19 protein-coding genes are annotated in these 26,384 nt (G+C 45.8%); 8 read left to right on the forward strand and 11 right to left on the reverse strand.

The window, feature by feature from the left end:
* Nucleotides 1-163: 163 nt before the first annotated feature.
* A complete protein-coding gene (locus GWI56_RS08985; RefSeq protein WP_198572710.1) occupies nucleotides 164-2,998 on the forward strand; it encodes an ExeM/NucH family extracellular endonuclease in 2,835 nt (944 codons plus the stop codon).
* A 740-nt stretch (nucleotides 2,999-3,738) separates the two neighbouring features.
* Here the strand turns inward: GWI56_RS08985 and GWI56_RS08990 are convergent.
* Nucleotides 3,739-3,981: a thioredoxin family protein gene (locus GWI56_RS08990; RefSeq protein ID WP_131525559.1), complete on the reverse strand. Its 243-nt coding sequence runs from the start codon at nucleotides 3,979-3,981 to the stop codon at nucleotides 3,739-3,741.
* Nucleotides 3,982-4,724: 743 nt separating this feature from the next.
* Here GWI56_RS08990 and GWI56_RS08995 point away from each other — a divergent pair.
* Together GWI56_RS08995 and GWI56_RS09000 are read left to right on the forward strand one after the other, a co-directional pair.
* Nucleotides 4,725-6,041, forward strand: coding sequence for a hemolysin family protein (locus GWI56_RS08995; protein ID WP_131525558.1), 1,317 nt, complete (start codon nucleotides 4,725-4,727; stop codon nucleotides 6,039-6,041).
* Nucleotides 6,042-6,809: 768 nt separating this feature from the next.
* Nucleotides 6,810-7,202, forward strand: a complete 393-nt coding sequence (locus GWI56_RS09000; RefSeq protein ID WP_131525557.1) for a DUF6678 family protein — start codon at nucleotides 6,810-6,812, stop codon at nucleotides 7,200-7,202.
* Nucleotides 7,203-7,398: 196 nt separating this feature from the next.
* On the opposite strand, the gene GWI56_RS09005 is transcribed toward GWI56_RS09000, so the two are convergent.
* From GWI56_RS09005 to ppk1, 6 genes are all read right to left on the reverse strand, one after another.
* Nucleotides 7,399-8,295, reverse strand: coding sequence for a hypothetical protein (locus GWI56_RS09005; RefSeq protein ID WP_006081327.1), 897 nt, complete (start codon nucleotides 8,293-8,295; stop codon nucleotides 7,399-7,401).
* Between the two features lie 11 nt (nucleotides 8,296-8,306).
* Complete coding sequence (locus GWI56_RS09010; protein WP_006086363.1) at nucleotides 8,307-9,065, reverse strand: hypothetical protein; 759 nt, start codon at nucleotides 9,063-9,065, stop codon at nucleotides 8,307-8,309.
* Entirely contained in the window at nucleotides 9,065-9,592 is a 528-nt protein-coding gene (locus GWI56_RS09015) for a hypothetical protein (RefSeq protein ID WP_115015148.1), read from the reverse strand. The genes GWI56_RS09010 and GWI56_RS09015 overlap by 1 nt, the downstream gene beginning before the upstream one ends.
* A gap of 22 nt (nucleotides 9,593-9,614) precedes the next feature.
* Nucleotides 9,615-9,899, reverse strand: a complete 285-nt coding sequence (locus GWI56_RS09020; protein WP_006081330.1) for a J domain-containing protein — start codon at nucleotides 9,897-9,899, stop codon at nucleotides 9,615-9,617.
* Between the two features lie 403 nt (nucleotides 9,900-10,302).
* Entirely contained in the window at nucleotides 10,303-11,847 is a 1,545-nt protein-coding gene (gene ppx / locus GWI56_RS09025; RefSeq protein WP_198572711.1) for an exopolyphosphatase, read from the reverse strand.
* 42 nt (nucleotides 11,848-11,889) lie between these two features.
* A complete protein-coding gene (ppk1, locus tag GWI56_RS09030) occupies nucleotides 11,890-14,061 on the reverse strand; it encodes a polyphosphate kinase 1 (protein ID WP_028760273.1) in 2,172 nt (723 codons plus the stop codon).
* A 376-nt stretch (nucleotides 14,062-14,437) separates the two neighbouring features.
* Between ppk1 and yegD the strand changes: the two genes are divergently transcribed.
* On the forward strand, nucleotides 14,438-15,904 hold the full coding sequence (yegD, locus tag GWI56_RS09035) for a molecular chaperone (protein WP_198572712.1): 1,467 nt from the start codon (nucleotides 14,438-14,440) through the stop codon (nucleotides 15,902-15,904).
* 45 nt (nucleotides 15,905-15,949) lie between these two features.
* The gene (locus tag GWI56_RS09040; protein WP_198572713.1) at nucleotides 15,950-16,438 is read left to right on the forward strand and encodes a CreA family protein; all 489 of its coding nucleotides are present in this window, start codon (nucleotides 15,950-15,952) and stop codon (nucleotides 16,436-16,438) included.
* Between the two features lie 156 nt (nucleotides 16,439-16,594).
* Here GWI56_RS09040 and GWI56_RS09045 read toward each other — a convergent pair whose 3' ends face one another.
* The 3 genes from GWI56_RS09045 to pdsR all read right to left on the reverse strand — a co-directional run bounded on the left by GWI56_RS09045 (nucleotide 16,595) and on the right by pdsR (nucleotide 20,967).
* A complete protein-coding gene (locus GWI56_RS09045; protein ID WP_198572714.1) occupies nucleotides 16,595-17,794 on the reverse strand; it encodes a cystathionine beta-lyase in 1,200 nt (399 codons plus the stop codon).
* Nucleotides 17,795-18,023: 229 nt separating this feature from the next.
* Nucleotides 18,024-20,183, reverse strand: coding sequence for a proteobacterial dedicated sortase system histidine kinase (gene pdsS / locus GWI56_RS09050; RefSeq protein ID WP_168823992.1), 2,160 nt, complete (start codon nucleotides 20,181-20,183; stop codon nucleotides 18,024-18,026).
* 91 nt (nucleotides 20,184-20,274) lie between these two features.
* The gene (pdsR, locus tag GWI56_RS09055) at nucleotides 20,275-20,967 is read right to left on the reverse strand and encodes a proteobacterial dedicated sortase system response regulator (protein ID WP_006081337.1); all 693 of its coding nucleotides are present in this window, start codon (nucleotides 20,965-20,967) and stop codon (nucleotides 20,275-20,277) included.
* Nucleotides 20,968-21,225: 258 nt separating this feature from the next.
* Here pdsR and pdsO point away from each other — a divergent pair, with 258 nt between their 5' ends.
* From pdsO to GWI56_RS09070, 3 genes are all read left to right on the forward strand, one after another.
* A complete protein-coding gene (gene pdsO / locus GWI56_RS09060) occupies nucleotides 21,226-22,056 on the forward strand; it encodes a sortase-associated OmpA-like protein PdsO (RefSeq protein WP_198572715.1) in 831 nt (276 codons plus the stop codon).
* 87 nt (nucleotides 22,057-22,143) lie between these two features.
* Nucleotides 22,144-24,462 (forward strand): marine proteobacterial sortase target protein, encoded by a 2,319-nt coding sequence (locus GWI56_RS09065; protein WP_198572716.1) that lies wholly within the window; start codon nucleotides 22,144-22,146, stop codon nucleotides 24,460-24,462.
* Nucleotides 24,463-24,472: 10 nt separating this feature from the next.
* Nucleotides 24,473-25,180 carry a class GN sortase gene (locus GWI56_RS09070; RefSeq protein WP_198572717.1) on the forward strand — a complete coding sequence of 236 codons (708 nt, stop codon included), beginning with the start codon at nucleotides 24,473-24,475 and terminating at the stop codon, nucleotides 25,178-25,180.
* Nucleotides 25,181-25,284: 104 nt separating this feature from the next.
* Here the strand turns inward: GWI56_RS09070 and GWI56_RS09075 are convergent, their stop codons facing one another.
* Complete coding sequence (locus tag GWI56_RS09075; protein WP_028760265.1) at nucleotides 25,285-26,310, reverse strand: GGDEF domain-containing protein; 1,026 nt, start codon at nucleotides 26,308-26,310, stop codon at nucleotides 25,285-25,287.
* Nucleotides 26,311-26,384 lie beyond the last annotated feature (74 nt).

The following is a 26,384-nucleotide window of genomic DNA, read 5'->3' on the forward strand; positions in this document are numbered from 1 at the left end:
TAAATCGCACGAATAATATCCACCTTAAGTTGCAACTTTGATGCAACCAATTTGTAACCTTGACCGCCTATAGTATCGTCAGTCTTCGAGGTGACATCACCTTGAAGCATCTAAGCGCATCAATTAAATACCAAATATTAAAACAATACATTTAGGGGTCTCAATGTTTAACACTAAAACTGTGCTGGCGTTAGCCATCAGCAGCGTTTGTGGGCTTGCCCATGGCGCGGATAATTTGATCATTTCTGAATATGTCGAAGGCAGCAGCAATAATAAAGCTATCGAACTGTATAACCCAACCGCGGGCGCTATTGATTTAAGCCAATACCAATTGCGCTTCTATTTTAATGGCAGCACAAACGTCGGCACGACCATTGCGCTCACGGGCTCTTTAGCGGCGGGGGCGACTTATGTGGTTGCCGATAATGACTCTTCTGCCGATATCCTTGCTGTCACAAATCAACAGAGTAGCGCCAGCTTCTTTAATGGCGACGATGCGATTGAGCTGACCTATCAAAATCAAGTCATTGATAGTTTAGGCAAAGTCGGTGTTGATCCCGGTGCCGAGTGGGGCAGTGGTGATCTCTCCACTCAAGATAATACCCTGCGCCGTAATCCTGATCTGCTGATTGCCGATCCTATCAGTACTGATGCAGTAAGCTTTAGCACTTGGCTAGGTTTTGCTAAGGACGATGTTTCTGATCTTGGTAAGTTCAGTGCGGGTACGCCAACCGATCCCGTCGACCCTCCACCAAGCTCTTTAGTGTGCGGCGAAGAAGCCACAGCAATTCATGCGCTCCAAGGCGCGGGCGCTGCTAGCCCTCTCAATGGTCAAACTTTAGTGGTTGAGGCGGTTGTCGTCAGTAATCAAGAAGCAGGTCTTAAGGGCATTTTTGTACAAATGGCCGATAACGAAGCCGATAGCGATCCCCAAACCTCGGAAGGTGTGTTTGTGTATACAGGTACTGCACCCACTGCTTATGTGGCAGGCGATCGTATTCGTTTAAAAGCAAAAGTCACTGAATATCAAGGCTTAACTGAACTAACGACTTTATCTGATCACAAGTTGTGTGCTACAGGACAAACGTTACCAACGGCCGCGCTAGTGACCTTACCAGTTAACAGCAGTGATGATTTTGAGCCCTTTGAGGGCATGCGTGTTCGTTTTAGCCAAGATTTAGTGGTGAATGAAGTCTATAACCTCGGTCGTTATGGCGAGATTTCATTAGGCAGTCAGCGCCACTTTATTGGTACGCAGGTGGCTGCACCGGGCGCGGATGCGCTAGCTGTGAGTGCAGCCAACCAACGTGACAGTATTTTACTGGATGACGGTTTAACGGCGCAGAATCCTGATCCTGTGCAATTCCCCGCTCCTGGTTTGAGCGCATCAAACACAGTGCGTGTAGGCGATAAAGCCACATCGCTCACAGGTGTAATGCACTATGGCTTTAATCTGTATCGCATTATGCCAATCGAAACGGTGAACTTTGTGGCGGAAAACCCACGCCCAGTTGCGCCCACATTGGTTGATGGTGGTAATCTAAAAGTCGCTAGCTTTAACGTGCTTAACTACTTCAATGGTGATGGCCAAGGTGCAGGTTTCCCAACCGCCCGTGGTGCCAATACCTTAAGCGAGTTTGAGCGTCAAAAGGCGAAGATTGTCAGCGCCATGGTGGGCATTAGTGCCGACGTATTCGGTTTGATGGAAATCGAGAACGATGGCTTTGGCGCCAATTCAGCCATTGCTGATTTAGTCGCAGGTTTGAATGCCGCTGTGGGTGAAGCACGTTACGCTTATATCGCGCCAACAGGCATGAATGCGATTGGCACCGATGCCATCACAGTCGGCTTGATTTATCGCAGTGATAAAGTCACGCCACAGGGCGCTGCACGTATTTTATCCAGTGCGAATTCGCCATTAGATAGCGATCAACAGCCCCTGTTTGACGACAGTAAAAACCGTCCAATGCTGACGCAAGCCTTTAGCGTGAACGGCAGTGAAGAAGGCGTGGTTGTTGCGGTTAATCACCTTAAATCTAAGGGCAGTGAATGTGCGGGCGAACCTGATCTTAACGACGGTCAAGGCAACTGTAATATCACTCGTACCCGTGCGGCGACGGCTGCAGGTCAATGGATTAGCGAGCAATATCCAGATCAAGGCGTACTGCTGATTGGTGATTTGAACGCCTATGCGAAGGAAGATCCATTAACGGCCTTAGGTAATGCAGGCTTTAGTGAGCTGTTTGCCAAACTTGAAAAACCAAATCCTTATTCCTATGTATTCTCGGCTGAATCGGGTCAGTTGGACCATGCTTTAGCGAACGCAGCCCTGCTGGATAAAGTGGTGGATGTGACGCAGTGGCATATCAATACCGACGAACCACGTGTATTGGATTACAACGAAGAGTTTAAGACGCCCGCTCAAATCCAAGACTTATTCGCAAGTGATGCTTACCGCTCATCGGATCACGATCCTGTGGTGATTTCACTCTTGCTCGAAGCGGAAAAAGTCGCGCCAGTGGCCAGTTTCACTCAAGTGGTGAATGGTGCAGCGGTGCAACTGACATCCACTTCAACCGACAGTGATGGACAAATCGTATCAGCCGAGTGGAGCTTTGGTGATAACACTGTGGCAGTGGGTGAGGTTGTGACCCACAGTTACAGCCAAAGCGGCGAGTATTTGGTCACGCTAACTGTGACTGATAACGACGGCCTAACCCATAGCACGTCGCAAATGCTGACAGTGGTTGCTGGCAATGTTAAACAACCACCCGTTGCGCAAATTCAGCGTATTAATTTATGGCTAGTCGATATGTTTATCTCGACTAGCTATGATGCCGATGGTGTGATCAAACAACATAAGTGGACGTTCGACAATGGCACCCGTGCTAACGGTCAAGTGGTATTGCGCCTTGCCCGCCGTGGACAACACACTGTTGAACTGACCGTTAAAGATAACGACAAGTTAACGGATACCACAACGCTGACTTACCGTTAAGCCAGTCCTTTTATTCCGCTGATATTTAAAGTGACGCCAAGCCCGCAGCCGCGGGCTTTTCTTTTTGCCCAAAAGCAAAATAAAGTTGTTGTCAGTTGTGACGCATCAATTTTCATTGTTTCCCCAGTGACTCATCACCTCTTTATTTAACAAGAAGCCTCCCTGAGGGCTCTAATAAAATATCCCTGTTTTAGAAGGTTACAGGTGCAACAATGCCAATCTTAACTAACCCTTCTGCTGTTCGTTTAGCTAAAAAGCTATTGCCCCAAAGTTTACCACAGCTTGAAGTTCAGCCATTTGTTGTCTGATAATTTGAGATACATAAAGTAATGACTACCAAAAAGTAAGGCCTGACCATCAGGGATTTCATAAACCGTTACAGTTGATCAGACTTTGAAGTGATTCTCGGGAGCAAAATCTAGTATTTGGCGTTAGCTTTGGGTTAAAGCGCTTCTGCCCCATTCTTAATTGAAACCAGTAGACTCGTCGTATCAAGCTTGGATATTGACCGGCCTTTGTTAATGAGTATTGTTGTGCTTACAGATATTTTGGAAAATAAGGTAACAATTCAACAATAATAATGTGTGATTTTTCTTTGTTTTCTATATGTATAGAATATTAATTGGGAGTTGAAGTGAGAGTGAAATAAGAAAGTACATTATTGATTTATTGATTTATTGATTTATTGATTTATTGATTTATTGATTTATTGATTTATTGAGCAGTGATAATGCAACAATTCAGCGCAAAATGTTTAGCCATGATTCAACCATGTATGGTTGGGGAGTAGAGCCCCAATGCATTAATCTTTCGTTAATAACAACCGCTGGTGAGCTCACCACTCTATAGTCCATCATCACTTCTGGATCTGACTCCATAATCAAGTTAATACTGATGCCATGATTAGTCGCTATAGCAGTGATTAACACTGCTGTACTTGTGCATTTTGTGCATCCATTGCCCAAAACTTTTATGTATAGCATTTTTACACTCTTACAAAATGGATCATTCACTCAGTGCCACTGTTATTGGAGATAGGATAAGGACACTTTGCAAAAATTCACTTTAATGCGATAACGGTTAAAATCTATGTGCGCACTATGCCTTTTGGTTTTATTCTAATCAACTAGAGCTTCATTAAAATTTAGGTGTTTTTCTTAAATTTTTGTTAACCTTAGTGTGCTTAAGTAAGGTAAAAACGTAAGTGCTCCGTACAACTGATGACCTAAGTAGTCTTCGCTACTCATACACTTAAGCTATAATTTTTTAATATTAGAGCTTAAGTATCCGTACTAATTATGTTAATTACTAATACTTTACAACTCTCTCTTTTCGTTTAATATGCGAATTACAATCACTTTTTTATGTAGGATTATGGACCCTCACCGACGATACGCTGTAACTTCAGTTGTTGCAGCAATTATCAATAAGCATTGTCTTTCCATTTATTTCAATGAGTTAAGACAACTTTCTACACAATCAAATACACGGCTAATCAAAAAGTTGATAGCAGGTAGTAGATGGTTTGTTCTGAGAATTTCAAATCATACCCCAAGCCCGTTCTGGGAAAGGTCCTTTCGTTATATTCTTTTGTTATTTAAGAAGATTATTTCATGAGTTGTATCTAAGCTATCTTTCGATATTTAGCTGAGCTCATTGAGTTTCAGTATCAATTGTCTATTCATTTTTTCTTGTTCAACTTAAAGCGGAACCCAGAGCCACGACTATGGAAATTTTTATTCTTATTGGTTTGATTGTGTTAAATGGCTTATTTGCTATGTCGGAAATCGCCATTGTGACTGCTCGCAAGTCACGGCTAACTGCCCTTGCTCATGGCGGTAGCAGCACTGCTAAAGCAGCACTCAAACTGGCAGAAGATCCAACGCAATTCTTGTCAACTGTGCAGATAGGCATAACATCAATAGGGATCTTAAACGGAATATTTGGTGAATCCATCCTCGCCGAACCTTTGTCACTTTGGCTTCAGACTTTTGGTCTAAGTCCAGATTTAACCAACATCTTTTCAACCGTTCTAGTGGTCATCATTGTCACTTATGTGTCAATTGTCATTGGTGAGTTAGTTCCCAAGCGAATTGGTCAAGTCAGTGCGGAAAGTATTGCCTGTCTAATGGCTAAACCAATGGTATTTCTAGCAATAGCAACCAAACCATTTGTATGGATGTTATCCGGTTCAACTCATGCTCTTATGCGTCTAATGGGATTTTCGCATAGACTTGACGACAATGTGACTCAGGAAGATATTCAGGCAATGTTGCAGGAAGGCTCATCTGCAGGGGTGATTGAGCACAATGAACATGCGATGGTTAAAAACGTTTTTCGATTAGATGAACGTACTATTTCTTCTTTGATGGTGCCACGGTCTGATATTGTATTTCTCGACTTAAACCTGCCTCTTGATGCAAATCTGCGAACTGTTATGCAGTCTCCTCACTCACGATTTCCTGTTTGTCGTAACAATGTCGATGATATGGTGGGTATTATTTCAGCTAAACAACTCCTTTCACAGTCTATCGCGGGTGAACGTTTAGAATTGGTGGATCTCGTTAAGAATTGTAACTTTGTACCCAACAGCTTATCTGGAATGGAGCTACTTGAGCATTTTCGTACTACAGGCTCGCAGATGGTGTTTGTTGTTGATGAATATGGTGATTTGAAAGGGCTGGTAACGCTTCAAGATATGATGGATGCACTGACTGGTGAGTTTTTTCAGGAAGATGTGAATGATCAGATGGTGATAAAAAGGGAAGATGGCTCATTATTACTAGATGGTCTAATCCCTATTTTTGACCTAAAAGACGCTTTAGGTATAAAGCAATTGCCAAATGAAGAGGATGGGCGTTATCAAACGCTAAATGGATTTTTAATGTATGAATTAGGGAAAATACCTCAAACCACAGATATTGTTGAAGTTGCAGGTTGGCGACTCGAAATTATGGATATGGACGGTAAGAGGGTAGATAAAGTCCTTGCTCAAATGTTACTTGATGCTGATTCTTCAGAAGAATCTATATTTGTTGATTGATAAATTCAAAAGCATAGTAGTTGTCAGCTTTAGTGCAAAAAACACGTCTAAAGAGCGACCAACTAAATCTGCTCGGTGAGTCGAGCATTAGCCATCGATTTCCTCATGGTTGTTTAACTAAAAATCGTGCCCGTGAATCACTCTACATCAGACTGATTCACGCTATCCCCAATGCCCCGTTTGCAGCTATTCTGGGGCGCTTTTTTCCCTTGAGATGAATCAAATCTTTATAGAATTGATTCATGTCCCTGCTATGCCTATTCCGACTAGTAATATCGAGAGTTGATTAATTTACAGTCAACAGAGACGTTACTAATAGCTAATCCGAATCTGACTAAGCAGAGTGAATTATCTAACAAGGTTTTGTCCAAAAGTATGTTACGTATGCCTTTTAAACCTACAGGTTACGCGAATGCTCGAAAGGTGAGCCGTGGTGATTTGCGATACGACCGTCCGCCCCATGGATGGGGCGGTCGGGCATTCTAGGATGGACTGGAACAACATCCATGCTTAACTGCCAGTTCGCCCTCCATGGCTCTCGTTCATAAACTTAGAATCCCTAGGCTTCTATTCACCCTGTCGACGAGCAAATACGATGGCAAGCCAATATGAGTAGGTCAAACCAATAAGCGCTCCACGGTTAAAAATGGCTGGCCTAATTTATTACCCATCATTTTATCTGTCATTTTAATTAGTTTTTATTGGCAATATATATCTATTAAAGCTATATCATTAAGTTTTTCACTTAGTCGCTTGAGACACTAAAAAATGAATTCTGAAGTTTTGAAGTATGTAAACGAGCATCAGCTTTCGTCTGTAATGAATAAAACAAAGTGGTGCGAGCTTGAAAAGGCATTAAATGAGTCTGAAGACTTTACTCCCCATGTGCGATACAAATTGATTTATGATGAAAACCCTAATGCAGGTTTTACTGCTGTGTGGTGGCACGAGTTGCTTGAAATAGCAGAAACCATTGAGTGGTTAGAAGTTGATCCATTCAAAAGAGAATGGCTAGGCAGATTAGTGGCGGATCGAGTGACGGACTTTTCTGATGTTGTAAGCGCACAATTAGCCCAATATTCAATTCCTTATTCAATAGAAAATGGTATGTTTCGGATTTGGGGTTATCTGAGGAGGGATGAATCTCCAGAATTTATCTAACTGAAGAGTTATATCTCTGTAAGTTACTTATTTTAAAGCTAAAAACACTCAAAGCTGAGACCTAAATACTGATTGATGGGATTGGACATAGAGAAACAAGACATTAAAAAGTGCTTTATTTTTCAATAAAGCACTCATTTTAAAACGACTTAAGTACTCGTTAACGTACTGAACACACTACTGATTAAAGGACCGATCAAAGTACTATGTAGAGTGGCCAGCCAAGGAGGCCGACGAGACCTTCTTTATGTTCGAATCTTTCTAAGCGCTCGGGTGAAGCGTCGCTGAGTAAGAGTTCGCGGTAGCTTTTCGCAAAGTGCAGGGTACGCAGTAGGGCGGGGACAAAGTTTTTACCGAGATCTTTACTGATGGTTTCAGCGAGTTCTGCGGGTAATTCTGCTAACGCTTTCTGGGTTTCCAATTCGATATGCTCACGGGTAAACCATTCCTCTTTTAAGGTGATTTTGCCGATACGCTTTTTCAAATCCTGTCTGACTTTGGCGCCATCAAACAACAATCGATACAGTACCGCTTCGGCTAATACACTCTCTAGATTGAGAAAATCTAGCGGATCATAGCTCGATTGCGCGTAAAACTGTGCCAATAGGGCCGCTATCGACTGTTGGCGTTGATGTTCAAGCAGGGCATCTTGATAGGCTTCATAGCCTAACCATTCTTCCGCATCTGGCGGGCTAGACACTTGTTCAAGCAAGAACTTGTCGACATCGCCGTACAGTGACTTGCCGTTGACGAGTTTGTGCTTGCTGACAGTGCTGAGCATGCTCCAGCCTTTTTGAAAGCATTTGACTACGCCATCGGCGGTGATCAACAGGCGTATTGCCTGCTGCGGATTCTGGTTTGATAACTCCATCAAACCAAGGCTCACCACACCAATGACATCGTGTGCCGCTTGTTCAAGCAGGTGCATTTTGTACTTGTTGTAAAACTTATCGGCCAGTTTGAGGCTCATCAAAATGGCTTTGGATTTGATTTGTGACAGCTGTTCACCGCTCAGCGTTTCGTCTGCTTGGCCTTGGATCAATACCTTGCTCAGGTAGGGGCCTTGATCTACATCACGCAGTACCAGTTGCATCAAATAATTCCTTAATCCAAAAAGCTAAACATATCATCGACTTCAGCGTATTCATCCGTCACTTGGTTTTTCTCTTTGGCTTGAATAACCAGCTCGTTGACAAACTTACTGATGATCATTTCCCAACCTGAGCTTTCGTTACGCAGCAGACTCTTAATGGCTTTTTCCACATCGGGCGCGAGCTCGTGGATCAAGGCCATTAGGCTGCGTGGGTCGTCTATGCTGAGGCTGTGTGCATCTTCACTGGCGACGCGGCTGTCGTAGCCGATGGTTTCAGTGTCTTCTTCGTCATCATAGAGATCTGTGTAGCCGTCTTCATCTTCATGCTTTTCGCCTAACATCATTTCGATGAAAGGGATCGACAGGTAGAAGAGGCCCGCAGGATCTTCGGCTATACATTCTAGAATCGCAGTTTGCTTTTCTTCGCTATCTTGGATGCGAATTAAATAGGTCAAAAAATCAAAGGTATGCTGAATAAGCTCTTCGGCATTGTTTTTGATTTTTTCTTCCCAGTACAAAGGTTGCTGACAGACGATGTCGCGAATTTGTTCTGGGGTCATGAGTTCAGACATGATCGAAGGGCAAGAGATATCATGATGACTGTTGATTTGGGTCAGCGTGACGATATCCATGTGTTCGATAACTTCGACTAATTGCTCGTCGCTCATGGTATTTGCAATGATTTCAAAGCGTTTGCTCGCTTGTTTTGGCTCTACGTCCGCCAACTCTTTAATTTCGGCGACGGTAATCTCAATGAGACTAGTGTTCATTAGCGGTCCTCATCATCGTAGTGATCGTAGTAGCCATCTTCCTCTTCGCCTTCATCATCGTCGTCGTTATCTGAGGTGCCAACATAATCGTTGTCATCATCTTCATCGTCGTGATGTTTTGCTGCTGGCGTTGCTTTACCTTGAGTTTCAAGTAAATACAGCACGGCGCAGCTTTCAATTAGTAAGGTTTCCGAGTAACCACGCACGGCTAACACTAAAGGTAAATCAGCATTGTTAAAGCCAATCGTGACTTTAAACTCATCCCACTCGGGTTGAGTTGCCGTGTTTATCCAATGTGCCCACTTGAGTTTGGCTTCGGCGGGAAACTTAATTCGACCGTAAAGCGCGACAGGCAGGTACTCAGGCACAGTATCGAGCATCTTAGGATCGGCTTCTAACACCTTTTTGATTTGGCTAGTAAATTGCTCTAGCGCTTTAGGTGTATCGGGATCGTCGTAGGACTCGATATTGTCGTAGGCATTATTTTTTAGCTCATTAATGCGTGAGATATTCAGTTTTTTGACCATTTGACACTACTCTAGAAAACGCTCAAGGATAAAATTGATCCCACAGCTCGCGCATAGCGCTCGCGGGATCGGTCACTATGACGTTATTGAAATCTTTGATAAACGCGTTACGTCGCTTAGGATCGGACAACACATCATAAGCATTTTTAACGCGTTCAAGTTGTACGGCGGCTTGCTGCTTTTCCTCTTCCGAGGCGCCTAACAACTTGTCGGGATGATATTTGTTTGACAGCCGTCGATAGGCTTTTTTAATGTCGTCTTCTTTGGCACTGGGTTTTATACCAAGCACACTAAAGTGGTTAATCATACTTGTACCTGCAGGCGATGGGGCTGATATCGCGAGATAAAAAGGGTTTGACTCTGATTATCTTTAAATTCGTGGAATTATGATTAGTCAGCCGTGGATGATAGCAGAAATTCCCACTCAGCGGCAAACGCGCGAGCAGGAATTTGTGCTTTAGTGAAGGGTTAAAAATCCTTTAAACTTTAATCTGTTGTGGCGCATGGATTAAGTCTACCGCTATGCTGTTGAAATCCGGTTACCTAGCCAGATTGACAGCTAACTTAACCTTGTTTTAGGCGAGATAATGGCCCTCGATTAAGGGCAATATTTTAGCGCCGAACAGTGCCGAATCCTTCGCTAAATACACTCACACAGAGCTAACCCACACTCGCCTCGGCCACGTTAGGCTGAGCTAACGCCGTAACAGCTAAGTCAGACTAGACACTAAACGCAGGTTCATTCCAAGGGTGAGCATTTGTTTTTGTTCTCGCTGTAAATCTTTCATAAACAAGCTGATTTTCCGCTTATGGCTTGGTAGTACTAGCATGAGTCCATCGGGGATCACTTTAATATGATCTAAGGTCAGCGTCTTAGCGATACGGCCAAGATTGAGCAAGACAGCGAGCCTAAGCAGGCTGAGTAGGCGATTGAGCGTGAGCTTATGGTTGGGATCGAGTTCAGCGAGCATTAATTCGTTAGGCTTTTTTCTGTGGTTGGTGATAAGTCGCGCTAAATCCAGCTGTAATGCTTCGCTAAACCCAGGTAAGTCACTGTTACTGATAATGTAACCGCCGTGTTTGTGCAGGGATTTTGAATTAATGTGTAATCCGATTTCATGTAAAGTCGCGCTATAGGCAAGCAAGCGCGCATGGGGCCTTAATTGCCATTCATCGGCGACCTGTTCAAACAAGGCCATAGCAGTGTCGCGTACCTTAGCCGCGTGGGCCATATCGATATGATAAAGCTGGGCAATACTGTCGACGGTGCGGTGGCGAATATCCTGATATTGACCAATCTTTGCCAGTTCATAGAGTACGCCTTCACGCAGTGCTCCTGGGCTAAACTCAAGTTTTTGAATCGGTAAGCGCCTAAAAAAGCTGATCAAAATGGCAAGTCCGGCGGGCACTAAGGGAATGCGTTTATCATCGACGTTGGCAAATTGGATTTGGCTAATATGGCCACATTTGATTAACTTGATTTTGAGCTGTTTGAGTCGTGGCAGCGTGATGGTTTCATCGCCGTGCTCTTCTTGAATTGCTTCGCAGATGGCTTTTACTGTGCCTGAGCTACCCAAGGTGAGTTCCCAGCCACCCGCGAAATATTCCTTTGAGAGCGACGCGAACTGCTTATCGGCCGCACTTTGGGCATCGCGAAATGAGGCTGGGGTGATGAGCCCATCAATAAAGAAACGCTCATTAAAACTCACACAACCGCAGCGCAGGCTAGATAACTGAGTTGGGGTATTTTTCTGGCCGATCACCACTTCGGTAGAACCGCCACCGATGTCGATGACTAAATTACTTTTTCCTAGCACTTGGCTTTGGGCAATACCGTTATAAATCAAACGCGCTTCTTCATGGCCCGAAATGACCTCCACCGGATAGGGCATGATGGCGAGCGCCGCCTCGATAAACTGATCGCGGTTTTTGGCGATTCTCAGAGTGTGGGTGGCGACTAATCGCACTTGCGCTTGGTCGAGATTGGAAAATCGTTGGTTAAAATCCCGTAGGCAATTGAGCCCACGTTCTATGGCGTCATTGTCGAGAATATTTTGCGCATTGAGTCCAGTGGCGAGCTGAACCTGTTGTTTTTCTTTATGTAAAATCTGCAAACTACCATCTTGCTCGCGTGCGATGACCAGATGAAAACTGTTCGACCCCATATCGATGGCGACAAAGTGGCGCGATTTAGAGTTTGCGAGTACATTGCTGGGCGTAGCGTATGACTGTGTGTGCGAATATGTGGTTACCAATCGGATTATCCTTAGGCAATCAAAGCGATATAAAGCCAGCGATTAGCTGGCTTTGGCCCGTAACTCAGGTGTTATGTCAGGCTGAGTTTTCACTTCTCGCTCAGCGTCACCCTCATGGGTGGACATACGTAAGGCATTAAATTCTTGCAGTTGGCGCTTCTCATAATTAATCAGATATTGATAAATGGCAATTTGAGAACGCACTTTTCGTTTGTTACCGCGATTCCGATAAGGATTACTTTGTTCCTTGTTAATGACACGTGCTTTAGTGTTGTCATTGAACTGTAAGGATAAAATATCCATTATCATCTGTTTTAGGCGCAGATCATAAATCGGCACACTCACTTCAACGCGGTTATCTATGTTGCGGCTCATCCAGTCGGCGGAGCAGATAAAGAGTTTGTTCTCTCCACCCGCGTGGAACAGCATCACCCGCGAGTGTTCGAGGAATCGGTCGACGATACTGTAGACTTCGATGTTGTCGCTGATCCCGGGTATTTGCGGAATAAGTGAGCACATGCCGCGAATGAGTAACTTAATTTTGACCCCAGCGGCTGAAGCCTCATAGAGTTTTTGGACCAAAGATTCATCGAGTAAGTTATTTAGTTTTAAGGTAATCGCCGCCTTCATATGGCTTTGGGCATTGACGATTTCATTATCAATCAAGTGACTCAGTTTTTGTCTGGCATCGTAGGGCGACACAATTAAATGCTGGAAATTATCGCGGCGATACGGATGCTCAATTAAGTCAAACACTTGCTCCACTTCACGGGCAATTTCTTGATTAGCGGTGAATAGCGACAAGTCAGTGTAGACCCGCGCCGTGCCTTCGTTAAAGTTGCCTGAGCCGACGTGACAATAGAGTTTGATTTCCCCTTGTTCTTCGCGGCCAATTAAACACAACTTGGAATGCACTTTTAAGCTGGTGATACCGTGGTGAACTTTGACGCCCGCTTCGGCCAAGATGCGGGTCCATTCGATGTTGGATTGCTCATCGAATCTGGCCCTGAGTTCAATGACGGCGGTGACTTGTTTGCCGTTCTTCACTGCATCTATAAGCGATTGCATTACATGGGATTTTTTCGCCACTCGATATAAATTAATTCGAATAAAGCGCACCGCCGGATCGTAGGCCGCTTGGCGCACCATTTCGGTAAAGTGGGAAAACTTATGGTACGGATAATTGAGCATGATATCGCCCATCCGAATCGCATCGAAACTGTTGGCACTGCGGCCAAAACCTGCACTATTGAGCGCCGGTAGTTTTTCGTTTTCGAGGTAGTCGCGGCTCGGGTTGGGGAAGGCGATAAAGTCTTTAAAGCTGTGGTAACGCCCGCCTGGGATCAAACATTCAGTCGAGCTGATGTTCAGGTTTTCTTTGAGCATCACCAACATGTGTTCAGGCATTTCTTTGTCATACACTAAGCGTACAGGCTCGGCGGTAAGACGTTTTTTCAATCCCTTGGTCATTTTCTCAAGCTGGGTTTGTTCAAGCTCGTCAGTGATATCAAAATCGGCATCGCGGGTTAACTTCATCGAATACACTTCGATAGCATCGTACTCGAAGAAGGGACCAAAGAGTTCATCTACGCAGTGGCGAATAATGTTATCTAATAAAATCAGATATTTTTTCGCTTTACTCTTTTCGGCTGGGAGTTCGATAAACCGCGGTACATTTTTAGTCGGCACTTCGACTAAGGCGTATTGGCGGCGAGCTTTAGTGAACAAACACACACACAAATAGGTGGCGTCGTCGTTGATTTGCTTGATCAGATCGCGATTATTATTGACCATAAGCGGCGCGATATGGCGTTTGAAATGGTCTCTAAAATGCTTTTTCAGCCAGTCGCTGTGGAACTCGCTTAATTGTTTCTCATTGATTAACAAAATATTACGGCGCACAAGTTCGCGCATTAAATCCGTGTATATGCCATCGAACCTTTCTTGCAATGCCATCACTTTCGATTGGATCTTGGCCATTAAATGGCGGCTGTTACTGCGACCTTCCTGCAGGGATGACAGCAAAATGGAGCGTCTGACCGCAGCCACACGCACCCTAAAAAACTCATCCATGTTATTGGAAAATATCCCTAAAAAGCGCACTCGCTCCACTAAGGGAACATTATGATCGCAGGCTTCTTGCAATACCCGCTCATTAAAAGACAACCAAGAGAGTTCTTTATCAATCGAAAGTTTATCGGTATTCGGGGACACTGCACAGCTCCTTTAAGCAAGCGTCATGGCGCAATATACAATAGCATTCATCCGCCGTTGTGCAATCAGATTTACTGCCGACAAGTGAAGGAATTTCAATGATAAATATTGCGTACACGCCAAAATCAGTCTGGGATTTATCTGGGATAAAGATACGAGGGAAATATGTCAACTTGATGACGAGTGTGACAGAAATATGACCTTATGATGATCATCTTGGATTGAGCTTAAATTCTGTTCGCGTTACTGCGATTTAAGTCTTGAGAAACTGTGCAAGCGCGGCTTCCTTGAGGATAAATCCGTCAGTGTTAACTCCTTGGGCATTATCGCAAACTATGTTATCTTGCTCGGCTTTTTTATCGCGGGAGTAAAAGGTATGTTTGTTGGATTTGATTATGGTAGTGCTAACTGCGCCGTAGGGATCATGCTGGATGATGGTGTGCAGTTATTGGCGTTATCAGAGCAATCAGCTTATTTGCCTTCGACCTTATACGCGATGGACAGGGAACTGATCGCCGAGGCGGTTTATCGTGGTCTTCCTATTGAGTTAAAAGCCGATTACGCCAAAAAGCGCGCCGCGCAATTGAGTCGTGCCCGTATGGTGCGCCATGAGTTAGATCTCGATGCCGATGTTCAGGCTGTATTTGTTGGCGAGCAGGCGGTGAGCGCGTATTTAGAAATGCCGGAGGAGGGATTCTATGTCCGTTCGCCAAAATCCTTTTTAGGCGCGACAGGGCTTAGACCCGAACAAGTGGCCCTGTTTGAAGATATTGTTACCTTGATGATGCAGCACATTAAAGTGCGCGCCGAATCTGTGTTAGTTGAAAAAGACCTTGTGAAACAGGGTAGCACTGCGATGATCACCCATGCGATTATTGGTCGTCCGGTGAACTTTCAAGGCATAGGCGGTGAAGAGAGTAACCGTCAGGCCGAAGCCATTTTGACCTTAGCGGCAAAACGCGCGGGTTTTATTGACGTTGATTTTCTGTTCGAGCCGTTAGCGGCGGGGATGGATTATGAAGCGACCTTGACCGACAACAAAACGGTATTGGTCGTCGACGTAGGCGGCGGTACAACGGACTGCTCTGTGGTAAAAATGGGACCCGCCCATAAACAAAAAGCGGATCGCAGTGAAGATTTCCTCGGTCACAGCGGCCAGCGGATCGGCGGTAACGATCTCGATATCGCTCTTGCAATGAATGCCTTTATGCCGCACTTTGGTTTAGGTTCCTTGATGATCAATGGCAAACCTATGCCCAGTAAAACCTTTTGGAATGCGGTTGCAGTGAATGATATTAGCGCCCAGCGAGAATTCAGTACCTTAAGTAGCCGTAAATTGATTGATGAATTGGTTAAAGAAGCCGAGCAGCCACAGTTACTGAAGCGATTGTTAAAGGTGCAACAGCAGCAGTTAAGCTATCAACTGGTTCGCCAAGCCGAGCGTGCGAAAATTGCACTGTCAGATACCGATAATACTGATGTTAATCTGGATTTTATCGAAGCGGCGCTGCACGCAGGTGTGAGTCGTGAATTGTTTGAAAATGCCATTGAGCCGTCGCTGACGAAAGTGGAAGCCCTGATGCACCAAGCGCTCGCGCAAGCTGCAAAAACTTTGGCTGCAACAAATGTCGCGGTAAACCGCTCAGCAACAGAGGATTTATCCGCTGAAGCAGAGTGCAAACCCGATGTGATTTACGTGACGGGGGGGACGGCACGAAGCCCAGCAATTTATGCGAAAATCGCTGGTATTTATCCCGATATTCCGGTCGTGGTCGGCGATCACTTTGGCTCAGTGACAGCCGGATTAACCCGCTGGGCACAAAAATTATTCGCTAAGCATTAATATATAAGCGCTAGTATATAAGCACTAATGTAAAAGGATGTATGAATGAAAACTCTGTTGAAGTGTGTGTTTGCGGCCTCTGTAGGTTTATTGCTTGCGGGTTGTGGTGACGATGTGGGTAAGGTGAGCTTAGGGCTTTTTACCACTAAAGATGTGATTATTGATGCTAAAAACGATCCTAAGATACCTGGGGTGACTTGCCATATCAGTCGTATCGAAGCCAATTTAGATTTTGCTGATCCGTCCGATATGGGGATCAGTTGCCGTCAAACTGGGCCAATTACTGCGGCCGATCTGGCGAAGATAGACATGGGGAAACACGGCGAAGTGATTTTCACCGAATCCCTGAGTATTTTATTTAAGTCATTAAAAGTGCGTAGAATTTACGATGCGCAAAATCAGACTCTGTTGTATTTGTCCTATTCGACGAAAGAGACCAATGGTAGCCATAAACATGCGCTCTCAACAGTGCCGCTTTATGGCTCTGCGGCTTGGGTCGATCCTGCATTAAGTATTGGAACGAAAGCGAATTAATCGCCGTAGAGTTTATGGTTTAGCGGTTTATTTGCTATAAGCATAATGATATTGCAGTAAACATTCGTATTTGTGTCAGTATCGATAAGAGAAGGGGCGGAATATTTATTCCGCCCCTTTTTTATATTCAGCTAGCACTTAGCACATTAAATATCGTTACTTAGCTTTGGCCGCCAATACAGCGTTAAAACGTTCAAACCCAGCACTGAGATCGGCGATTAAATCAGCGGGATCTTCTAAACCAATATGTAAACGGATCAAAGGTTTGCTCGCATCCCATTGAGTTGCAGAGCGGATTTTTTCAATACCGAAAATGCCGAGGATTAAACTCTCGTAGCCGCCCCAAGAAAAGCCCATCTTAAAGTGACTCATATTTTCAACCAGTGCGGTGACCGCATCGCCATCGCCCTGTTTTAAGATAAAGGAGAACAAGCCGTTGGAGGCACTAAAGTCGCGTTTAAAGAATTCGTGCCCAGGGCATGTATCAAACGCTGGATGACGTAGATGATCGACTTCTGGCCGGGTTTTCAACCAGTTGGCCACTTGCAGGGCATTTTTTTCATGTTGCGCCATACGCACGCCTAAGGTACGTAGGCCGCGGGCAGCAAGGTACACATCGTCTGGCGATGTGGTTTGTCCCATCAAATAGCTGTGTTCACGTAATTGTGGCCAGTATTTTTCGTTGGCCGTGGCCGTGCCTATCATCACATCCGAGTGACCGACGATATATTTGGTCGCCGCTTGAATTGAGATATCTACACCCATTTCAAAGGGTTTGCTATTGATGGGCGAGGCCCAAGTGTTGTCCAGCATAGTGATCAACCCATGTTCGTGGGCGATGCGGCACAAGGTCGGTACATCTTGCACTTCCATGGTGATTGAGCCCGGAGACTCTAAAAACAGAACCTTAGTATTGGGGCGAATGAGGTCGCGAATGCCTGCGCCAATCAGCGGATCGTAGTAAGTGGTTTCGATACCAAACCCCCCGAGAATATGGGTACACAGATCCCGCGTTGGCTCATACACGCTATCAACCATTAACAGATGATCGCCCGTTTTTAAAAATGATAGTAGCGCCGCACTGATCGCTGCAGCGCCAGAAGGATACAGCGCCGTACCGACGCCGCCTTCTAGTTCGGCAATCGCGGCCTGAAAGGCAAAATGGGTTGAGGTGCCACGGCGGCCATAAAACATCTCGCCATTGGTTTTATTTTTCGCGGCGTGGCGCATTTCATCCATGGTTTCGAAGACGATAGTCGAAGCGCGAAAGACGGGCGGATTGATCACGCCTTTGGTCCATTTTTTGTCTCGACCTAAGCTGACGATTTGAGTGGCTTGATGATGTTTATCTGTCATTGGATCATTACCTTGGCATTTAGGTTGAATGAAGAGGTTGAACAATTTGGGAGAATAATTGGCATTTCTAATCGATTGTTATGGCGGTCATCTTAGCATCTGCCCGCATAAATGACAGGAGGCACGTGATGAGTTTGGCTCATGTTATTGGCCTCCTGTATTTTAGCTGCTGAGATTATGACGCAGGGCTTAAAAGCTGTAACACGCTTAACTTAAAGCCCGCATGTTCTTAATTTAAAGGTAAGGTAACAAGGATATCCACACCATTATGTTCGCTGCGATTACGGGCAAGGATTTGTCCTTGGTGGAACTCGGCGACCAATCGCGCGATATACAGACCTAAGCCTAGGTGGGGTTTATCTTGGGCTTGATTAATCCGCACCGACACCATGGAATCGAAAATCTGCTCCGACATATCAATGGGCAGTTCAGGTCCTAAGTTACTGATAAGCAGAGTTGCTTGCTTACCCACTTGGGTGAGCGTGACTTCGATAGCACTGTCTTTATGGCAAAACTCAATGGCGTTGGCGATAAGTTTGTCCATTAACTGGGCGATATATTCTGGCACCCCTTGCATCATCAGTGGTTGCTCGGGCACTTTCACACTAAAGCCTTGTTCTGGATAGGTCATTTGATAACCTTGCATACAACCGCTGACCACTTGGGAGAGTGGGAACTTAGTGATATCGGCCTGCGTTAAACTCTGCTCTAGGCGTGTTGCCTCGCTCATGTTGTTTAAAATCATACTTAAGCGGCTGACACCTTCTTGGGCGCGATCGACATATTTTTGCGTGTCTTTATCTAAGGTCTGCAGGTTTAAATGCTCAAGGGATGAACGCACCACAGCCACGGGCGTACGTAACTCATGGGACAGGCGCGACGACATGTTTTCTAGATAGTGAGTGTACTGACCCAGTCGCCCCACAATGCTAGAGAAGCTACGGGACAGATCGCCAATTTCATCCCGAGCTTTCGACGGTTTGAGGTGATTACGCACACGGCCTTGGCTGTCGATGGCATTTTCGGCTTCATCGCGCAATTTACGAATGCGGTTAGAAATACTCGAGGCGAAGAAGAACAGCGCCAAGGTGCCCATACTCATTATTGTCAAAATCACGTTAAAGAGCTTTTCTAGCGCTCGGTTACGTAGAGTTCGAATTCCGTGGGTGGTTTCTTCGGCGACGACGGCACCCATCACATTGTTATCAATCCAAATGGGACTCGCGGCGGCGAGTACCACAGCTTTGTTGTCTGGGGTTAACCGCCAAGTCGAACTTTGCTGACCCGCAAGGGCTTTTTGGATATGACTGCCGTCAAGCTCGGTGGAATCTTGTAAGGAATCAATAAAGTCTTTGGGCGGTTTTGTGAGAATTTTATAGTACAGCGGATGCAGATAATCACGCTTGAAGGTATCCCACAGCGCGGTGCTCTTTTCATCTTCTAAGGTGCGGGTCCATACACTGTCATTCGCGCGAATGTCGCCGGATTTTGCCAGTACGCGACCGTGTTTATCGACCACCCAAATACGTGAGCTATAGTGGCTCATGCCTTTGATAATACTTTCAATTTCCGGTGATGGTACCAGCACAGTGCCGAGATTGTCGACCGTATCTAAGGCCGAGGTGCCGACAACTGCAGCCACATCACGGTATTTGCTGTCGTTGACATCGGCAATGGCAAATCCGAGTTTGCTGCCGACCATGTCTAAGGGAATACGCAGCTCTACATTGTAGCCTACATCTGTCGTCGCCCATTGTCCTTGGATGCGTACCTCAGGTGTGACGGGCACAGTTTGCTTAGGATTAGCGGGTAATTCGAAGGCGCTGATCCAGCCGGGTTGAGTCGTGGCAACGATATAGCGTTTGAATTTATTGTCGGGCGCGAGTGTCGCAATCGAGAGATGATCGTTTCTATCGACACTTAGAGCATTTTTACCCCGCAGTACCACGGTTGGATCAATGACTTGAAAAAAAGCATACAGATAACCATCGTATTGGCCGACCATGTGGGTAAAGCTTAAGGTCAGGGGAGCGTTCGGATCGGCACGCATAATTTGGTGCGCCTCACCGTATTTGATAAATCTGTGCTGATATTCCTGCCATTCGTTGAGTTTGCCGTCGAGTAGAATCGCCCCCGCCAGTGGATAGGCGTATAGATCGCGGCTTTTTTCTACTTGCTTTAAAAAACTCGCTTGCCCATCGAACAATTTCGGCCGCTCGTGCAGCGCGGTGGCCAGTGCTTGAGTGGTGCCTTCTAAGGTGCGTTCTTGGCCGTGGCGAAGATACTTTTCCATTTCCCACACATATTGATACCCCAGCCAAGGTAGGCAGAGCAAGAACAGGCTAAGGCCGATGACTTTAGTGCGTAGACCAAAGGGGAAACGTGTCATAAGTTAGGGATCAGCATTAATGGGTTTAAAAGTTCATTCATCCAAGGTTATCTGGTTCAACGCCGCGCTTAAAGGTTGGTTAAGCCATAGATCAGGCTAAGCTGTCCCAGCGATAACCCATACCATAGACAGTATCAATACAATCAAACTCTGGCGCGGTAGCGATAAACTTTTTGCGAATGCGTTTCACATGGGAGGTGATAGTGCTGTCATCGACAAAGATTTTAGCCTCTTGCATTAATTCATGGCGACTGCGTACATGGCCTGGATGTTTGGCTAACGCATGCACCATCCAAAATTCGGTCACAGTAAGCTCGATTGGTAACTGGTTCCAATAGACTTGCATGCGGTTGGCATCAATGGTCAGTGGGCCACGTTCGAGCAAGTTTTCCTGCGCCGTTTGGCTGGCCGCAAGTTCAGATCGTCGAAACAATGCGGCTAAGCGTGCGGTTAAATGGGGAAAACTCACTTCTTTGCTCAAGTAATCATCGGCGCCTAAACGCAGGCCACACACAGTATCAAAGTCACTGTCACGGGCGGTTAAAAAGATGATCGGCAGCGTGCTCGACATGGCGCGCAATGACTGACATAGCATAAAGCCGCCATCAATTTCATTACCTAAGCCGATGTCGATAATGGCTAAATCCGGTAAACGGGTATTAAAGGCTAGCATGGCCGATGGTCTGTCGGCGTAGGTTTGCACGCTGTAACCGTGTTGTTGCAGCACGTCCTTGTAATTCTCACGAATGGCCGCTTCATCTTCCACTATGGCGATACGCTTCATAGAGCCGTATTCCTATTGACTTGGGGGAGTAAGTTTTCGTGACTATACAGGATTTTACCCGAGAAAAAAGGCCACAAATGCAATTGCCATTTTGTTGCCACAATTGATAGTTGTATTGCCATTTTCCATCCCTGCTCATGCCATTCCACTTGTGTTTAATAGCCCCATTCAGTTTTGTACCCGTTTGACCTGATGTGGTGTTGAGTGGATTGCTTCAGGTACGAGTCCAAGCTCAGCTAATAATCAAAAAGGAATGAGATGATGAAAAAGACACTAATTAATCTATTGGTTTTGAGTTTATTAAGCGCACCTGTAGCCAGTGTGTCGGCGCGGGTTTCACTGCAAAATCAAGTGATAGGACAAGACCTCACCCTAGAAAATGATGCCTATGCAAGCGGTATAGCGATGGATGACGAATACGCAAGCGAGGATGAACAACCCGAAGCCCTAATTGGCCTCGGTGGTGGAGCCTTAGTAGGGGCGTTAGTCGGTGGTCCAGTGGGGGCCATTATTGGTGCGTTCACAGGCACCTTAATTGGCAAATCGGTCAGCGATACAGACACATTGCATGTTCAGCAAAGACAGATCCATTTGCAAGAGTCCCAGTTATCCGAGTGGAGTGTAAAACAGCAAGCCGCCGAAAAACGGGCGAGCGAATATACCAAGGCGCAGCAAGAGCTTGATGAGTTGCTGTCAGCGCAACGTCAATTGCTCAGTGAACTTGCTTTGGGGCTTAGCGTACAGTTTCGTACCGGTTCCTCTGAGGTTGAATCGCATTTTTTGCCCCAATTAGATGATGTGGCTGAGGTGATGAATTTGTCACCAGAACTCAATCTTGAGCTGAAGGGTTATGCCGACCGCCGTGGTGATGAGAGTTACAACCAAGCCCTTTCTGAGCAGCGTCTACTGGAGGTGCGTGGCTACCTGATTAAGCAAGGCGTCACTGCCGAGCGTATGACCACTCAAGCCTTTGGTGCTTTATCGCCTTTGAAAGCCGACCAAGACAGAGAATCGGATGTGTTCGACCGCCGCGTGACATTAACACTACAGCCTCATTTGGCCTTGACGGCCAGGCATGCTGCTGACTAGCGGTCAATTTAAGTAGTCCATTTTACGTCGTTCATATTAATGACGACCAACATCAGTTCATATTTGTTAATAGAGGAAGCCTTTGTGATGATCACAGGGAAAAGGGTAAAAGAAGTGAGTGAAGCGGTAGCGGTATTGCTGATCAGCGCCGCCGTGTGTTGGGGTTTTCCCTTTGTGGCATTGGCTTCGCCGAATAGTACCGGCACATTATCTGTGCCACAGAATATGGCTTCGGCATTGGTCGGGCAAAATAGTGCTCACAGAACGGCAGAGTCACACATCATTAATTACGATGATATTACGCAGGGGCTGTTGCTTTATCGCCAGCCGAGCGGTGCTTGGGTGCCATCTTTGCCGCTCGATACACAAGTGTCGATGCAAGTCTCTGGCTTAAGTAATCGCGTGAGCGTGAAACAGGTTTTTCGCAATAATACTGAATTTGTGTTGAATGGGCAATATTTGTTCCCGCTGCCCAATGAGGCTGCGGTGGATTCGTTGCGATTACATATAGGCCAGAGAGTGATCGAAGGGCAAATTCATCCTAAGGCCGATGCCAAGCAGATTTTTGAGCAAGCGAAAGCTGAAGGCAAACGTGTCAGCTTAGTGAGCCAAGAGCGGCCTAATATGTTCACGACCGAAGTCGCAAACCTAGCACCTCAAGAGGAGCTGATTGTAGAAATCAGCTATCAGGAGACCATTAAATATGAAGATGGTTTGTTTAGTTTACGTTTTCCGCTGGTGGTCGCGCCCCGTTATATTCCGGGATTAACATCGGATTCAAGTGCTAGCGACTCACATGATCCTATGGCACTGGTTCGCCAATCAAGCCGAGTGACAAGTTCGCAGGTGTTTGATGCTGACCGGATTGTGGCACCAGTGCGGGACGGCGCTAGTGGATGCGATCCTGTGCTGAAGGCAGACATTCAAGTTTTACTCTCAAAGGGGGTTGATAAAGCGTCCATTGAGAGTCCTTACCATGACATCAAACTCAAGCAAGACAACAGCGGCGCGGTCGATGTATCGCTGGCGCAACGTGTGCCCGCTAATCGGGATTTTGTGCTGCAATGGCGAGTACAGCAGGGCACTAGCCCAATGGCTTGGGTGTTTAATCAGCAAGGTAAAACCCATAAGCTCGATGGCGAAAATCTGTCTCAGGATACACTTGAGACAAGTAAAACCAGCGGCGTAAATGATGATAATTACAGTCTCGTCATGGTGTTGCCTCCTAAGGTTGAAAAGAGTACTCAGCCGAGTTTGCCCCGTGAATTAATTTTAGTGATTGATACTTCGGGCTCTATGGCGGGGGATTCTATCGTTCAAGCTAAAAATGCACTGTTATACGCGTTAAAAGGACTGAAGCCGGAGGACAGTTTTAACATTATCGAATTTAACTCCAGTTTGTCTCAGTTCTCAGCAGTGCCATTACCGGCGACCTCGTCGAATTTGTCACGGGCCCGTCAGTTTGTGAGCCGTTTACAGGCCGATGGTGGCACTGAAATGGCGTTAGCACTGGATGCTGCCTTGCCAAAATCCTTGGGCAGTGTATCGCTTGATGCAACGCAGCCTTTGCGCCAAGTGATCTTTATGACCGACGGCTCTGTGGGCAATGAACAAGCGTTATTTGATTTGATCCGTTATCAAATAGGTGAAAGCCGCCTATTTACTGTCGGCATAGGCTCGGCACCTAATTCTCACTTTATGCAAAGAGCGGCTGAACTCGGTCGTGGCACTTTTACTTATATTGGCAAAGTGGATGAAGTCGATGAGAAGATCAGCGCCTTACTCAGCAAAATTCAATATCCGGTGTTAACCGATATTCAAGTGCGTTTTGATGATGGCAGTGTGCCCGATTACTGGCCATCACCGATTGCCGATCTTTACCGCGGTGAGCCAGTGCTCGTGAGTTTAAAGCGCAGCGCCCGTGAGCCACAGGAGTTAGTGATTTCAGGACGCCAAGGGCATCAAAACTGGCAACAGTCGCTCTCGCTGCAGGACAACTCCGCAGGATTGATGACCCATCAAGGTGCGGGTTTAGATTTGCTGTGGGCGCGTAAACAGATTGGTGCATTGGAGTTGAGTAAAAATGGCGCGAATGATGACAAGGTCAAACAGCAAGTGACGGCCTTATCAATGAATTATCACTTAGTCAGCGCCTATACCAGCTTAGTGGCGGTGGACTTAACCCCAATTGACTCAACTGCAATGAGCCGTGATGCCGTGGTTCGTCAACACTTGCCCTTAGGTTGGCAACCTTTTGGAGCCTTGCCGCAAACCGCGACGTCAAGCCGTTTGGATATGTTATTAGGTGCACTGACCTTGCTACTCGCCTTGGTTCTTACGGGATCGATTCTTCGACAAAGACGGGAAGAGAAGGCGGCCTTGGTGGCACTTACCAGTGAACGATGAGTTAAGCGCGATGAGCAAAAGCAGAACACAGCGATTTTTAGTGGTGGGATTATTTTTAATTGGCGCAACATTGTTAGGAAAGGGACTCTATATGCAAGCTAAAGCACACTTTGCCCAGTATTTGATTGAACAGGCGTGGACTAAAACCTTGGCTGATGGTCAATCCCATAAACCTTGGTCATGGGCGGATACCTATCCCGTGGCAAAGCTGTCTATTTATCGTGAGCAAGTGGCGGCGAACAACAATATTGAAGCAGAGCTTAATGACAGTTTATACGTTCTTGCGGGGGCTTCTGGGCGAAATTTGGCCTTTGGTCCGAGTCTGGTGTTGTCCAGTGCGCCAGCGGGGCAAAAAGGCAATACTGTGATTGCCGGCCACAGGGACACGCATTTTGCGATACTTAATGGCATGGCGGTGGGGCGTCGATTATCGTTACAAACGCTTAAAGGCAATCACATTATTTATGAAGTGGTGGCGACTCAGGTAGTACATGAAACCGAAACTCAATTTATGGCGCCATCCGATGATAATCGTTTAACGTTAATTACGTGTTATCCCTTCGATTCACTTCAAGGTGGTGCTGAACTACGGTTTGTAGTGCAGGCGATACCCGTCGAAAATGAGTCGATGGAAACACACGGTACGAATGTATCCGTTTCAATAGGGAGTGGCGTGCAAGGGAATATTGGAACTGTTTCTCGCAGTTTCAAACATTAATCTGAAATCTCATTTAAATCCTTCATGTAGCTTTCAAAAAATGTTCCTTTGTTAATCATCTTAGCCTGAAGCTGAATTATCGGCTTCAGGCTAAGTTATAACCATCAGTTACTGATAGGCAGCACACGATTTCGTCCTAAGCGTTTGGCTTCATAAAGTAATTTGTCTGCCGCTTCAATCAATTGCATACCCGTTTGTTTTTCTTGCCATTGGGCGACGCCAAAGGAAGCACTGATATTATTGATGCGTTCATCTTTACGTCTGTCTTTTAAACTGAGTTTTTCGAGTCCACGGCGCATAGCTTCGGCCAGTTGCCTTGCGATACGTAGCTGACTTTTAGGGACAATAATCGCAAATTCTTCACCGCCAAACCGATACAGTTTCGTGCCATCGCGGCAGGATTCCTGTAGTCGTTTCGCCACGGCGCGTAACACTTGGTCGCCGAGCTGGTGGCCATAGGTGTCGTTAAACACTTTAAAATGGTCTATATCGGCCAAGATCACACAAGTGCCTAAGGGGGCTTGGGCTATCATTCCTGCAAAATCAGTGTCAAAGGCGCGGCGATTAAAGCAGCCCGTCAGTGCATCGTAGAGAACGTCTTTTTCTGTTTGTTCAAGTTTTTTCTTTAGTGCGTCTATTTCGGTTTGAGCCTTCTGCAGCTGACCGGTAAAGAACTCTGTGCTCGAGCGAATATTGTCCGACTCTTTCACTAAGCTGCGGACCAGATCGAGTACTTGTTCGACGCTAAAGCCTTCGTCTTCGATGCGGTTGAGCTTTTCAAAATTACTTTCGATACGTGACTGGAAGTCATTGGCATCTAGATTAGTATCTTTGAGTGATTGGGAAAGCTCAGTCACCATAGCATCCAGATTTTGGCGCATTTCTCTGACATCGAGTTCAACTGGGTCGGCAACATATTGGCGATACAAGATTTCGCTACTGACAGGAGGGCAAGTATTGTATTGGGCAATAACAGTATCGAGTTGTTGATTTAATTCGGGATTTTGTTCACCAACATAAGTGTACCAAAGCGCATAGTTAACGGGGGTGGTCGGAATTTTATGTTTGAGCATCAGAGGCACTGCTTTTTTGAGGTTCAGTGCAGCGGCTTGTAATAACTCTAGCGACATATTGTTACCTTACTCAATGAAAATACACGGATATTTTAAAATTTTCGCTATTTTTTATTCTGTTGCAGTCAGAT

The sequence above is a fragment of the Shewanella sp. DW31 genome (assembly GCF_015767295.1).
GTDB classification, from domain to species: domain Bacteria; phylum Pseudomonadota; class Gammaproteobacteria; order Enterobacterales; family Shewanellaceae; genus Shewanella; species Shewanella oncorhynchi.